At 69.7% G+C, this 13,177-nt stretch carries 11 protein-coding genes; 6 read left to right on the top strand and 5 right to left on the bottom strand.

Annotation, left to right across the window (positions count from 1 at the left end; translation table 11 throughout):
- Positions 1–25 precede the first annotated feature (25 nt).
- From NRB20_RS01390 to NRB20_RS01370, 5 genes are all read right to left on the bottom strand, one after another.
- The gene (locus tag NRB20_RS01390) at positions 26–814 is read right to left on the bottom strand and encodes an ESX secretion-associated protein EspG (RefSeq protein WP_153407328.1); all 789 of its coding nucleotides are present in this window, start codon (positions 812–814) and stop codon (positions 26–28) included.
- On the bottom strand, positions 815–2,587 hold the full coding sequence (locus NRB20_RS01385) for a hypothetical protein (protein WP_153407327.1): 1,773 nt from the start codon (positions 2,585–2,587) through the stop codon (positions 815–817). It lies immediately after the preceding gene.
- Entirely contained in the window at positions 2,584–3,000 is a 417-nt protein-coding gene (locus NRB20_RS01380) for a hypothetical protein (protein ID WP_153407326.1), read from the bottom strand. The genes NRB20_RS01385 and NRB20_RS01380 overlap by 4 nt, the downstream gene beginning before the upstream one ends.
- Before the next feature lie 111 nt (positions 3,001–3,111).
- Positions 3,112–4,500: a metallopeptidase TldD-related protein gene (locus tag NRB20_RS01375; RefSeq protein ID WP_319944427.1), complete on the bottom strand. Its 1,389-nt coding sequence runs from the start codon at positions 4,498–4,500 to the stop codon at positions 3,112–3,114.
- A 2-nt stretch (positions 4,501–4,502) separates the two neighbouring features.
- On the bottom strand, positions 4,503–6,029 hold the full coding sequence (locus NRB20_RS01370; RefSeq protein ID WP_406603766.1) for a TldD/PmbA family protein: 1,527 nt from the start codon (positions 6,027–6,029) through the stop codon (positions 4,503–4,505).
- Between the two features lie 202 nt (positions 6,030–6,231).
- On the opposite strand from NRB20_RS01370, the gene NRB20_RS01365 reads away from it, so the two are divergent.
- From NRB20_RS01365 to lnt, 6 genes are all read left to right on the top strand, one after another.
- Positions 6,232–6,900: a TetR/AcrR family transcriptional regulator gene (locus tag NRB20_RS01365; RefSeq protein WP_319944309.1), complete on the top strand. Its 669-nt coding sequence runs from the start codon at positions 6,232–6,234 to the stop codon at positions 6,898–6,900.
- A 198-nt stretch (positions 6,901–7,098) separates the two neighbouring features.
- Entirely contained in the window at positions 7,099–8,298 is a 1,200-nt protein-coding gene (locus NRB20_RS01360) for a sensor histidine kinase (protein WP_319944308.1), read from the top strand.
- An 81-nt stretch (positions 8,299–8,379) separates the two neighbouring features.
- The gene (locus tag NRB20_RS01355) at positions 8,380–9,039 is read left to right on the top strand and encodes a response regulator transcription factor (RefSeq protein WP_319944307.1); all 660 of its coding nucleotides are present in this window, start codon (positions 8,380–8,382) and stop codon (positions 9,037–9,039) included.
- 86 nt (positions 9,040–9,125) lie between these two features.
- The gene (locus NRB20_RS01350) at positions 9,126–9,608 is read left to right on the top strand and encodes an FxsA family protein (RefSeq protein ID WP_153407768.1); all 483 of its coding nucleotides are present in this window, start codon (positions 9,126–9,128) and stop codon (positions 9,606–9,608) included.
- A gap of 113 nt (positions 9,609–9,721) precedes the next feature.
- Entirely contained in the window at positions 9,722–11,320 is a 1,599-nt protein-coding gene (locus NRB20_RS01345) for an amidohydrolase (protein WP_319944306.1), read from the top strand.
- Positions 11,310–13,010, top strand: coding sequence for an apolipoprotein N-acyltransferase (lnt, locus tag NRB20_RS01340; RefSeq protein ID WP_153407324.1), 1,701 nt, complete (start codon positions 11,310–11,312; stop codon positions 13,008–13,010). Before NRB20_RS01345 ends, lnt begins: the two co-directional genes overlap by 11 nt.
- Positions 13,011–13,177: the final 167 nt, after the last annotated feature.

Genomic DNA, 13,177 nt, shown 5'->3' with positions numbered 1-13,177 from the left:
TCATCATGCGGCGGAACAGTATTCGCTAGGCATACCGGGGTGTGCACTCCCCGACGTCGTCCACGTGATCGCGATACTCGGCCAGCGCGTGATCGAGCAATCGGGCGATCGCGACCTGGATCCCGGCGGTATCGGCGGGCTGCACCGTGACGGTGCGGTTGCCGGTTTCCATGTACCGGCCGTCCTCGTCGATGTCGTACCAGCGCACCGCGCCGACCTTGCGGGGCTGCTCGCCGCCGCGATTGCGCGGCCCCCGGAAGACCGTGATCACCCCGGCCCCGCCCGCCGGACGCCGAACCAGTCGCCGATACCGTTGCAGCGGAGTCGATTCCCCGTTGTAGTGCAGCACCGACTGACGTTCCGGATACAGATCGGCCGCGGCGAACGCCTGTGCCCGTTGCCTGCCCGGCGCGCAGTCCGGCAGCAGCCCGGCCAGCACCGACGAGAGCCGATCGGAGCTGACGATACTGAGCTCGATACGCGGCCGGCGCGTGAATTGTATTGCGAGAGCGGCATGTCGGTCGTGGCGGGCCGCGGCGACCCGGATCGGCCCGGCCTGATCCGAGACGCCGTGGATCTCCGCCCACACCTCCGGATCGGTCAGCACGGTGAACGCCCGCCGCAGCAGATCGGCCTGATCCCAGCTCAGCCGTCCCTGCTCGGAGTATTTCCGCCGGACCTGCTCCCAATAGGTGTCGCGCTCGTTGACGTGGCCGAATCGGGACAGGTAATGCAGCGGATAGAGCATCCGGTCGTTCGCGGGACCGAACCACAGGGCCGCGAATTCCTCGTCCTCGAACGACCAGGTGGCCATTTATTCACCAATCGTCGGCTGGACGATGTGCTCGTCTGTTCCGGCCATCTCCGCGGTCGAGTCGTGCCGTAGTTCGACCTTCTTGCCCGTCCGGTCCCGATCGCCCTCGTATCTGACGCGTAGTCGCGGCGCCCGATGATCCGCGCCGGTGTGATGGTGGCCCGGATCGGACAGCACCTCCGCCACGGCCGCGCCGGTGACCGCGGTCGCCGCCGGTTCGGCCAGCACCTCGGGTGGTAGTGGCGAGACCATCGGGCGCACGGGTGTGGCCTGCGCCGCCGGTGCCTGGACGCCGGGTGTGGGTGCGCTCGGCATCGGTTTGGGTGCCGCGGGCGCGGGTGTCGAGGTGCCGGGCGCGGGAGCCGGCACGTTCGGCGCGGGGATCGGTGTATTCGATACCGGTGCGGGCGAACTCGGCGTCGGGGCTGTGAAATTCGGTGCGGGAGTGGGGGAACTCGGCATCGGAGTCGGCACGCTGGGGGCCGGTGCGCTGGGTAGCGGAGTGCTCGGCATCGGCGCGGGTGTGCTGGGTGCCGGTGTCGGTATGGCCGGAATCGACCCTGCCGAACCGGGCGACGGAGTGGAGAAATTCGGCGTCGAGCCGCCCGGAACCGGACTCGCCGAACCGGTGTTCGGCGTCGGAGTCGAGTTGGGCGCCGGGGTGGAGTTCGGCGCGGGATTCGAATTCGGTGCGGGAGTCGAGTTGGGGGAGGACCCGCCGGTGGACGGGTTCGCCATACTGTCGTGCCCGGGCCGAACCGTATCGGTCGAGGTCCCGGCGGTCCGGGTCTGCTCCGGCGTCGCCGAATGATCCGAGTTCTGCTGCGGCTGCTCCGATTCCGGTTGCTGCTGAACGGAATTCGGGTGCTGCTGATTCGAGTCGTGCTGATCCACGACCGGGACCGGATTGGACGCGTCGGGGTGCACCGCCGCGGGCGTGGTCGGCGCGGCCTGGTCGGGAGCGGTCCTCGGCGCGGCCTGGGGAATCAGGGGATTCTGATCCCGATCGGCGCGGACCGGACTGCTCGTCGAGGGCTGCTGGAACAACACATCGCTGGTGGTGGGCGTGCCCGACGACGGGAGGTGCAGGAACTGCCCGAGGGGTGAATCGGACGACGTCGAAAACGGCAGGTCGTGCAGCAGCGAGGTGACGCTCGCCGGTGCGGTGGAGTTCGACGCACCGTTGGTCCAGGCGGTCGGCTTCGTCGCCGACGTCGCCGCGGAGGCACTCGCCGCACTCGCGTCGCCGCTGGCGACGGGCACCGCGTCCGGGAAGGTCGGGATCAGCTTGTCCTGATCGGTGAACGGCACCACGTACCGCTGCTGCATCACCTGCCGGGCGTCGTCCTGGGCCTTGCTCGCGTCGCGGGTCTGCCGGTCGAAACCGGACGGATCCTTGGTCTGATCGGCGCTCACCGGAACGGGTGCGGGAATGTACGCCTTGGTGGTGAGGGCGGCCTGCGCGGTATTCGACACGGTCTGTCCGGCGGCGTCGAACAGATCCGCCAGCTGCCCGGCCTGATTGCCGTAGTCGACCAGCGCGGTGACCGCGGCCTCGGCCGACGCGCCCGTCCACTGCCCGTCCACCGCCGAACGCACGGCCTTGACCAGGTTGGAAGTGGATGTGCGCCACTGGGTTCCGGCCTGCTGCCAGGCCGTCACCACATCACCGGAACTCTGCGCGACGGTCTGGAACGCGTCGTAGATCTGCTGATGGGTGAGCGAGTCGACGTTCTCCGGATCGGTGATGCCCGGCGCATCGTAGGCCGTCATACCGCCTCCCCCGTAGCCGCCTGTGCCGCACGGAGTTTCGCGGCGAACTCGCTGTCGGTCTGCTGTAGCCGATCACAGATCGCCCGGAACAGGGTCTGCATCTCGTCGGCGGTGCGCCAGTGATCCTGGAGGGTGTCGTAGGCGTTGTTGGCCCCGCCCGCGCCCTTGGCCCGGAAACGCTGGGCGATGGTGTGCGCCGAGGTGAGGATGGCGGAGTTCTCGCCCAGCCCCCACGCCTCGTGCGTCTGCACCTGCTGGACCAGTTTCTGGATCGTCTGGATTTCGGTTTTGCGTTGTTGCAGAGCCCGATCCAGCGCCAGGAATGCCTGCGGCTCCACGTTGAGCGATACCGAGCCGGATTTGGCCTGCTCGATCAGTGGGCCGAAAACCCGGCTTCCGCTGTCGTCTGTCATGCTGCCCCCGCTTCGACTGTGTGGCGGCGATTCTGCCATATCGGCCGTCCAGTTGTAGCGTCATCGCGCGGGCGGACGGTGTGATCCCGTCCGCTCCGGACATGGCGTACGTCAGGTCGCGCGGCTCACCGAGGACATGTGGAAGTCGGGAATTCGCAAGGCGGGCATGGCCGTTCGGGTGAACCAGTCCTTCCATTCGCGCGGCAGGGTGAGTTCGGTCGCCCCGGCCTCGGTGGTGCGGCGCAACAGGTCCAGCGGGCTCTCGTTGAAGCGGAAGTTGTTCACCGCGGCGGTGATCGCGCCGTCCTCGATCAGATACACCCCGTCGCGGGTCAGGCCGGTGAGCAGCAGCGTGGCCGGATCGACCTCGCGGATGTACCACAGGCAGGTCAGCAGCAGTCCGCGCTCGGTGCTCGCGATCATATCGGCGAGGGTGGCCGCGGAACCGCCGGTCATCAGCAGGTTGTCGCCGGGAACCGTGACGGGCGCGTCGAATTCGGCGGCGATCGCGCGGGGGTACACCAGATTGTCGATCACGCCCTCGCGCACCCAGTCCACGCGTTGCGCCGGGAGGCCGTTGTCGAAGACCGACAGCGCGTCCGAGGAGGACGCGGTCGCCACGAACGGCCGGTACTCCAGGCCGGTCGCGCTGGGATCGGAGTACAGGGTGAGCGGAATATCGGTGAGCCGCTCGCCGATTCGGGTGCCGCCCGCGCGGGAGAAGGCCGTGTGACCCTCGTTCGCGCCGCGGCCCTGCATCTCCCAGACCAGGTTGATCAGCAGATCCGCGACCGCGCACGGCGGCAGCAGCGTCTCGTAGCGTCCGGCGGGCAGGTCGACCCGGCGGGCGTTCCAGTCCAGTCGGCGCGCGAGTTCGGTGAGCAGGCCCGGAGTGTCGACGTCGGCGAAATCGAGGGTGCCCGCACCGACCCAGGCGCTCGCGGTGTCCGCGTCCGAGCCGCGCTTGCCGTTGATCTCCACCGATCCGGTCGGCTGGGTCCAGCGGCGGCGGATGCCGGTGGAGGTGCCCAGCCAGGTGGTGTGCAGTTGGTGGTGGGCGAAGCCGTAGAGCCGGTCCGCGCCGTCGAAACCGCTGGCCAGATCGGCGGCCAGGCCGGTGAACACGTCGATTCCGGTCGCGGCCGGAGCCGCGGCCCAGTCCTGGTCGAGGTGCAGGCCGACGGTGTCCGGTGCCAGCAGCGGCACTGCGTCGCGGGCCGGTGCGGCCGAGCGTGCGGCTGCCTCGCTGGCGCGCACCACGGCCTCGATATCGGCCGGGTCGACGCTGGTGGAACTCACGCTGCCGACGCGCGCCGCGGCGGGACCCGTGCGCAGGATCGACACCACCGACCACTCCCGCGAGGTGGTGGATCCGTTGGTGGTCATGGAATTTCCGGCCCAGCGCAGCGCGGCCTCCGAGGCGTCGGTGACGATCACGATCACCTCGTCCGCCCGCGACGCGGCCACCGCGCGTTCGACGACTTCACCGCCGTGTAGCACGCTCACTGCCCGGCCTCCGATCGGGTGTTGAGAATATTGACCCCGCGCACCAGCACCGACGGGCAGCCGTGCCCGACCGCCGCGACCTGGCCGGGCTGTGCCTTACCGCAGTTGAACGCGCCGCCGAGCACCCAGGTGGACGGGCCGCCCACGGCCTCCATCGAACCCCAGAAATCGGTGGTGGTGGCCTGGTAGGCGACGTCGCGCAGCTGACCGGCCAAGCGGCCGTTGCGGATTCGGAAGAAACGTTGTCCGGTGAACTGGAAGTTGTAGCGCTGCATATCGATCGACCACGACTTGTCGCCGACGACGTAGATGCCGTTGTCCACGCGGGAGATCAGTTCCTCGGTGCTGGTGTCGCGCACCGGATCCGGTTGCAGCGAGACGTTGGCCATTCGCTGGATCGGGACGTGATGCGCGGAATCGGCGTAGGAGCAGCCGTTCGAACGATCCAGACCCAGGCGCGGCGCGAACGCCCGGTCCAGCTGATAGCCGACCAGCACGCCGTCGCGGATCAGATCCCAGCGCTGCCCGGCCACACCCTCGTCGTCATAGCCGACGGTGGCCAGGCCGTGGGTTTCGGTGCGATCACCGGTGACGTGCATGATCGGCGTGCCGTACCGCAACGTGCCAAGTTTGTCCGGGGTCGCGAACGAGGTTCCGGCGTAGGCGGATTCGTAGCCGATGGCGCGATCGTATTCGGTGGCGTGGCCGATGGATTCGTGGATGGTGAGCCACAGATTCGTCGGATCGATGACCAGATCGGTGGGGCCCGGGGCGACGGTCGGCGCCTTGACCTTCTCGGCCAGCCACTCCGGGATCCGGGCGAGTTCGCCGGTCCAGTCCCAGACGCCGTCCTCGCCGGTGAGGTACTCCCAGCCGCGCGCGGCGGGTGCGGCCAGGGTGCGCATGGTCTCGAAGGCTCCGGCCGACGGGTCGACCGTGATGGCCTCGAACTGCGGATACACCCGCACCCGCTGCTGCGTGATCGAGGAGCCCGCGGTGTCGGCGTAGTAGGTCTGCTCCTTGACCTGGAGTACGTGTCCGCTGACGTGGTCGACTCCGTCGGCGGCCGAGAGGCGTTCGGAATAGTCCAGCAGCAGCGCGGTCTTGTCCGGCGTCGGCACCTCGAACGGGTCGATCGCGTACTGCGAGACCCACTCGATGTCGCGGTGCACCGGCTCGTCGGCCAGCAGCACCCGTTCGCGGTTGAGGGCCCGCAGCGTCGTCGCGACGGTCACCGCGCGCCGGGCGACCTCGGCGGCGGTGTCGGGGGACAGGTCGGCGTGCGAGGCGAAACCCCAGGTGCCGTCGACGATCACGCGGACCGCGAAGCCCAGATCGGTCGAATCGGTGACTGCCTCGACGCGGCCGTCGCGCAACCGGATGGTCTGCTGCACGAGCCGGTGTACGCGCAGGTCGGCATAGTCGGCGCCGGCGGCGCGCGCGGCCGCGAGCGCGGCGTCGGCCAGGGCGGTCAGCGGTAGCGCGCGGAACTGTTCCTCCACGGCGCGAGGTGTGATACTCACCTCGCACACGCTAATTGCTCGCGAACCGGTCGTTCAACCGAACGGTCCGGCCGGTTCCGGAATGCGGTGCGGCACAGTATGACACGCCGTGCGCATCTGCATCGGGTGCAAGCTCGCATGCCGTGCGAGATGGCGTGCGGTGCAACGCGCGGACACGCTGCCTGCCCGGAATCGGTCCTCACATGCCGTACTGTCTGCCCGCGTGCCGCCATCAGCCCTGCGTGATCGCAAGCGGGAACGCACCCGCCGCGCCCTCCTCGAGGCCGCTGTCGAGATGTTCGAGGCCCGTGGTTACGAGGCGACGACCGTCGCCGACATCGCCGCGGCGGCCGAGGTGGGCACCCGCACCTTCTTCAACTACTTCGAGAGTAAAGAGGAACTGCTGTTCCCGCAGCCCGACGACCGGGTGCAGGCCGCGGTGCACGCGATTGCCACTCGCCGCCCGGACGAACGACCCGTCGAGGTGCTGCTGCGCGCGCTGCGGGCCGCGGGCGACAATCCCGGCGATCACCTCGGCGACACGCTCGCGGCGCGCATCGCGGTGCTGCGGGCGCAGGTCTCGCGGACAGTTCCGGCGGTGAGCGGGCGTGCGGCGCACGCGCAATTGGTCGCGCAGCAGGAGATCGCGCGTCATCTGCGGGCGGCGTTTCCGGAGGAACTCGACGAGGTCGGCGCGGCCGCGCTGGTCGGTGCGGTGGTGGGGGCCGTCTCGGGTGCGTTGACCGTGTTGTTCTCGGGGCGGCACGCGATCGAGGACGGGGAACGGTTGCAGCACAAGATTCGCGAGACGACCTCGCGGGTGCTGGCACCGTGGCTGGCGGGACACCCGGACCGGGTAGCACGGCCCATCCCGGCGGAAGCACGCTACTGAGGCGTGGCCTGTGCTCGGGGTCGGCCTCGCCGAGCCCTTCGCTTCGCGCGCGATTTCCAGCGGGACGGAGACGATTCGCCGCTGGCCACGTTGCGAGGTGGTCGGGTGATGCCGGGAACCGTGCGGGGTTCGCCCGCGGCGTCGGAGGGGTGGGTGCGTCAGGGTGGGAGAACTCGGGAGCGCGCATAGGGTGGGGTGGTGCGGCGATTCAGCTTGTGGCTTCGGGGGAAACCGCTTGTCGCTGATGCGATGTTGGCGGGGGCGTTGGTGTTGGTCGATCTGGCGACCGTGGGGCACAAGCGGTATCTGGCGGTGTATCTCGTATTCGCGGTGATCGTGCCGGTGCCGGTGGTGTTTCGGCGGCGGTATCCGCGGACCAGCGCGGGGGCGTTGCTGGTATTGGCGATCGTGACGACCTTGGTCAGTTGGTTGATCGGGGAGGATTTGCAGGTTCCGGCGCTGGTCGCGGTCGGGATCGCGTTGTATACGCTGGTCGCCTACGTGGGGCGGCGGGACGGGCTGCTCTATCTGGGTGGGTTGGTCGTCGACGCGGTGCTCGCCGATCTGCTGTTGCGCGAATCGGTGTTGACGACGGTTGCGTTTCTGACGCTGTTCTATGCGCTGTGCTGGACGTTGGCCGAATTCCTGGGGGCGCGGCACGCGTACGACACGGAGGTGGCCGCGCGGCTGGCGGTGGCCGACTACGACCGGGAACGTGGTGCGCACGAAGCGGTTTCGGCCGAACGCACCCGGATCGCGCGGGAGTTGCACGATATCGTCGCGCATGCGGTGAGCGTCATCGTGGTGCAGGCCGACGGTGCGAAATACGCGTTGCGCACCGACCCGGATGTCGCGGAACAGGCGCTGGGAACCATCGCTGCCACGGGGCGCGACGCCCTGCGCGAATTGCGGCGCACGGTCGCGCTGCTGCGCACCGAACACGCCCCGGAGCAGTTGCCGCAACACGGCACCGCCGGATTGGCGAAGGTGGTGCAGATGATGCGCAACGCGGGGCTCGCGGTCGAATTGGAGCTGACCGGGGAACTCGACGACGTGCCCGCGGAGGTCAGCCTCGGCGTACACCGCATCGTGCAGGAGTCGCTGACCAATACCTTCCGGCACGCCGGTCCGGCCCCGAAGGCGTGGGTGCGGGTGCATCGCCGGGACGCGGACGTACTGGTCGAGGTCACCGATCTCGGGCACGGCGCGGGATCGCCGACCGCGGGCGATGGGCCGGATCTGGCTGTGCGCAACGGCATTTCGGGCAGTGGCCTGGGGCTGGTCGGGATGCGGGAGCGGGTGGCGGTGCTGGGTGGTGCGCTCGAGGCGGGGCGGCGTCCCGAGGGCGGCTGGCGGGTGCGGGCGACGCTTCCGCTCGCGCGCGACGCGGCCGAATGAGCCGACCCGAATCATGCCGTGGCGCAGGCGTTACCGAATCGGCCGGGCGTGACCGGTACGACGTCCCAGTAGATTGGTGACGTGCCGATCACCGTGCTAGTCGTCGACGACCAGGAACTGATGCGCGCCGGACTGCGGATGGTGCTGGGCGCACATCCCGATCTGACGGTCGTCGGGGAGGCGGACAACGGTGCCGCGGCGGTGCGGCGGGCCCGCGAACTCACCCCGGACGTGGTGCTGATGGACGTCCGGATGCCGGTCGTGGACGGTGTCACCGCCACCGGGCAGATCCTCGAATCCGGTTGCGGCAGCAGGGTTCTCGTGATGACCACGTTCGACCTGGACGAGCATGCTCTGGGCGCGTTGCGGGCGGGCGCGAGTGGATTCCTGCTCAAGGACACCCCGCCGGAGGATCTGATCTCGGCCATCCGCAGCGTCGCCGCCGGTGACGCGGTGGTGTCACCGAAAGTGACCAAACGCCTGCTGGACCGGCTCATCGCCGAGGATCCGGGCAGTACCCGCGACGCGGCCGTCCTCGACGTCCTCACCGCCCGCGAGCGCGAGGTGCTCGAGCAGATCGCCGCCGGGCGTTCCAATGCCGAGATCGCCGCGCAACTGTTCCTGTCCGAGGCGACCGTCAAAACTCATGTCGGCCGGGTACTGACCAAACTTGGTCTGCGCGACCGGGTGCAGGCGGTCGTGCTGGCCTACGAGACCGGGCTGGTGCGGCCGGGCGCGTGAGATTCTCAGCGACCGCTCAGGAGAATCGGGAGAAAATCGGGCGATCCGGTCGTTGCAAGGGGTAGATGGTTTCGGAAAGGACCGCCATGCCCGCGCTGTTGTTCGCTCTCTACCTGGTCGTCGAGATCGCCGCCCTCGTCGTGGTCGGCCATTTCATCGGCGTCGTCGCAACGATACTGCTGCTCATCGCCTGTTCCGGGCTGGGGCTGATCCTGGTGCGCTCGCAGGGCCGCCGGGTGTTCGACCAGTTCCGGCGCGCGAGTCGCGGGGAGATCGCCCCCGGCACCGCCGTCGCCGATGGCGCGCTGGTCACCCTGGGCGCGGTCGCGATGTTCGTGCCGGGCCTGGTCACCTCGGTGTTCGGCCTGCTCCTGCTGCTGCCGACGCGCCGCCTGCTGCGCCCGGTCGTCTCGGCCTTCGCCACCCGCCGCATCGATCGCCTGACCATGGCCGCCGGTTACCGGGGCGTGGTCGTGGATCCGTCCGGCGATGTGGTGGACGGCGTCGTGGTGCAGGAGTACTACGACGACGGTCAGGGCCCCGCGCGCCCGATGATCGACGGCCGGTAACCCGACTCGTCCAGTCCGATCCGGGTGGTGGTGACACCATCCGGATCGGGGCGTGCCAGCCGCCGTGATGCCGGGGATCGCGCCGAAAATCCGGTGCGGCAAACTGGTGTTCCGTGAGTACCCAGTTGCTGGTCGGCGGTCGCATCCACAGCCCTGCTTCGCCCGACGCCACATCGATGGCGATCGAAGACGGCACCGTGGTGTGGTTGGGGGCCGAGCGACCGGGGCGCGCGCTGCACCCCGATGCGGAGATCATTGATCTGGAGGGCGCGTTCGTCGCGCCCGGATTCGTCGATCCGCACGTACACGTGACCGCGCTGGGTTTGCAGTTGACGGGGCTGGATCTGTCCCGAGCCGCATCGCTCGCGCAGTGTCTGAGCCTGGTGGGTGAGTACGCGCGGTCGCATCCCGGCGCGGTGATCATCGGTGAGGGCTGGGACGAGACGGCGTGGCCGGAAGGCCGCCCGCCCGCACCTACCGAGATCGACGCCGCCGCCGGACCCGGCCGCATCGCGTATCTCGTTCGCGTGGACGCACATTCGGCCGTCGTCTCGACCGCGCTGCTGGAGTCGGTACCGGAGATCGCCACCGCCGAGGGCCACACCCGCGGTGAGCCGCTGTGCGCGCACGCGCATCATCTGGCCCGCAGCGCCGTGCTGGACCGGCTCGACCGCGCCCAGCGTGATCGCGCCCGCCGCGCCGCCCTCGATCACGCCGCGGCCAACGGCATCGTCGCCGTGCACGAGTGCGCCGGACCGCAGATCTCCGGCACGGCCGATGTGACCGAATTGCTGGAGTTCGCGCACGGCGTGGAGGTGCGCGCCTACTGGGGCGAGGCGGTCCGCACCGCCGACGAGGCCCGCACGCTGGTGAAGGAACTCGGTGTGCACGGCCTGGCCGGAGATCTGTTCGTGGACGGGTCGTTCGGCTCGCACACGGCCCTGCTGCACGCGCCGTACGCCGATCGGGACACCGTGGGCCGCGGCTATCTCGACGTCGACGCCATCGCCGCGCATCTGAGCGCCTGCACCGAGGCCGGGATCCAGGCCGGATTCCACGCCATCGGCGATGCGGCCGTGGCGGCCGTGGCCGAGGCGGTGGCCCGGGTCGCGGCCGAGGTGGGCGGTCCCGCGCTCGCCGCCCGCGGACATCGGGTCGAACATGCCGAGGCGATCGGTCCCGAACAGATCGAGACCTTCGCCCGATTCGGCGTGATCGCCAGTGTGCAACCGGGTTTCGACGCGGCCTGGGGTGGACCCGGCGGCATGTACGCCGCCCGCTTGGGCAGTGCGCGCGCCGCCGCGCTGAACCCGTTCGCGGCCATGGCGGCCGCCGGGATCGGCCTGGCCATCGGCTCGGATGCCCCGGTCACCGAACTGAATCCGTGGGCCGCGGTGCGTGCGGCCGCCCAGCACCGCACCCCCGGACACCAGATCTCCCCGCGCGCGGCCTTCGCCGCCGCCACCCGTGGCGCGTGGCGTGCCGGTGGGGTGCGGGACGGCGTGGCCGGAACCCTCGTGCCCGGCGCGCCCGCCTCCTACGCGATCTGGGAAGCCGCCGATCTGGTGGTGGCCGCGGCCTCGGACACCGTGCAGCGCTGGTCGACCGATCCGCGTTCGCGGGTGCCGGGCCTGCCCCCGCTCGACCCGGGCGCGCCGCTGCCGCGCTGCCTGCGTACCGTGCACCGGGGAACCACCATCCATGCCGCGTGAGAGGGACGAACTCGTGGACGTGCGAGAAGACCACGAGAACCCCGAGAGCCCCGAGAACCCTGATGCCGCAACGGGTTCGGGCCCGCGCCTGATCGCCGCGGCGACGCGGTACCCGGTGCTGGTACGGCTGGTCGGCGCGATCGTCGCGGGCCTGCTGATCTACGCGAGTTTCCCACCCCGCACCTGCTGGTACCTGGCCCCGTTCGGCATCGCGCTGCTGACGCTGGTGGTGCGGTCGAGCCGGAAGTCGCGCGGCGGCTTCGGTTACGGGCTGGTTGCCGGGCTGGCGTTCTTCGTGCCGCTGCTGCCGTGGACGGGCATCTACGTCGGCCCGGCGCCCTGGCTGGGGCTGTCGCTGGCGTGCGCGATCTACATCGGGCTGTTCGGCCTGCTGGCGCGGTTGGTGTGCGCGCTGCCGGGCTGGCCGCTGTGGGTGGCGACGATCTGGAGCCTCACCGAATGGTGCCGCTCGAGTTTCCCCTTCGGCGGATTCCCCTGGGGCAGACTGGCATTCGGCCAGGGCGACGGCTGGTATCTGCCGCTGGCGTGGCTCGGCGGCGCACCCGGGGTGAGTTTCGCGGTGGCGCTGACCGGAACGGCGTTGGCGGCCTTGGTGATCGGGCTGCGCGAACGTCGCGGTGTCCGATGGCGGATCGGAATCGCCGCCGCCGCAGCGGTTGTGGTCGCGATACCGGTCGTCGGACTGCTCTTCCGGATCGCCCTGCCCGGCCCCACCGACGGCGACCGCACGATCACCGTCGCCGCCATCCAGGGCAGCGTGCCGCGCCTGGGCCTGGACTTCAACGCCCAGCGGCGGGCGGTGCTGGACAACCACGTCCGGGAGACCGCCGCACTGGCCGACGCCGTCGCCGCGGGCCGCGCGCCGCAGCCGGATGTGGTGATCTGGCCGGAGAATTCATCCGATATCGATCCGTTACGCAACAGTGACGCCTCGGCGGAGATCACCGCGGTCTCCGAGCGGATCCACGCGCCGATCCTGGTCGGCGCGGTGCTGGTCAACGACGATGAGACGACCACGAATTCGGTCATCGTCTGGGACGGTGCGCAGGGTCCGGGGGAGCGGCACGACAAGAAGATCATCCAGCCGTTCGGCGAGTACCTGCCTTATCGCGACTTCTTCCGGCACTTCTCGAAATACGCCGATCGGGCGGGCTATTTCGTGCCCGGCCACGGTGACGGCGTGGTGCACGCGCGGCCGTCCGGCGGCGGTGCGCCCGTCGCGATCGGCGTGGCCACCTGTTACGAGGTGGCGTTCGACCGCGCCTTCGAGGATTCCATGCACGCGGGCGCGCAACTGCTGACCGTGCCCACCAACAACGCCACCTTCGGCGACAGCGAGATGACCTACCAGCAGTTGGCCATGTCCCGGATACGCGCGGTGGAACACGGTCGCGCACTGGTCGTCGCGGCCACGTCGGGGGTCAGCGCGATCATCACCGCCGACGGCGCGGTGCGGCAGGAGACCTCGAAATTCGTGCCCGCGTGGCTCAGCGCGGAGCTGCCGCTGCGGCACACCACGACCCCTGCGACGGCGTTGGGTCCGCGGCCCGAGTGGGTGTTGTGTATCGTGGCCGGGATTGCTGTTGTGGCTTCGGTTATCAGGCGGCGAACCATGCCGTCCCCGGAACCGGCGGATGATGAGGCCGTCGCCGACCGGGTGCGCCGCTAGCCGCGGATACAAGCGTTTCCGGATCCGGCTCCCCGCGTCACCCGTTTCTCCGCAGTTCTCTGTGCGTTCGTGTGCAATCGCGAAGTTTGCGAAGAGGTAGCTGACTAAAGGCCCTATCCGCCAACGTTGTTCGAAGTAGAACATTACGAGATCGCTACCGATCCGCG

The sequence above is a fragment of the Nocardia macrotermitis genome (assembly GCF_009604405.1).
GTDB lineage: Bacteria > Actinomycetota > Actinomycetes > Mycobacteriales > Mycobacteriaceae > Nocardia > Nocardia macrotermitis.
Note: the sequence above shows the minus strand (reverse complement) of the source record. Positions and strands in the feature narration are given on the sequence as shown.

What these genes read in the sequence shown, in the direction of transcription:
- NRB20_RS01390 (WP_153407328.1), bottom strand. Translation starts at nt 814, where the DNA reads ATGGCCACCTGGTCGTTCGAGGACGAGGAATTCGCGGCCCTGTGGTTC.
- NRB20_RS01385 (WP_153407327.1), bottom strand. Translation starts at nt 2,587, where the DNA reads ATGACGGCCTACGATGCGCCGGGCATCACCGATCCGGAGAACGTCGAC.
- NRB20_RS01380 (WP_153407326.1), bottom strand. Translation starts at nt 3,000, where the DNA reads ATGACAGACGACAGCGGAAGCCGGGTTTTCGGCCCACTGATCGAGCAG.
- NRB20_RS01350 (WP_153407768.1), top strand. Translation starts at nt 9,126, where the DNA reads ATGCCCGCGCTGTTGTTCGCTCTCTACCTGGTCGTCGAGATCGCCGCC.
- lnt (WP_153407324.1), top strand. Translation starts at nt 11,310, where the DNA reads ATGCCGCGTGAGAGGGACGAACTCGTGGACGTGCGAGAAGACCACGAG.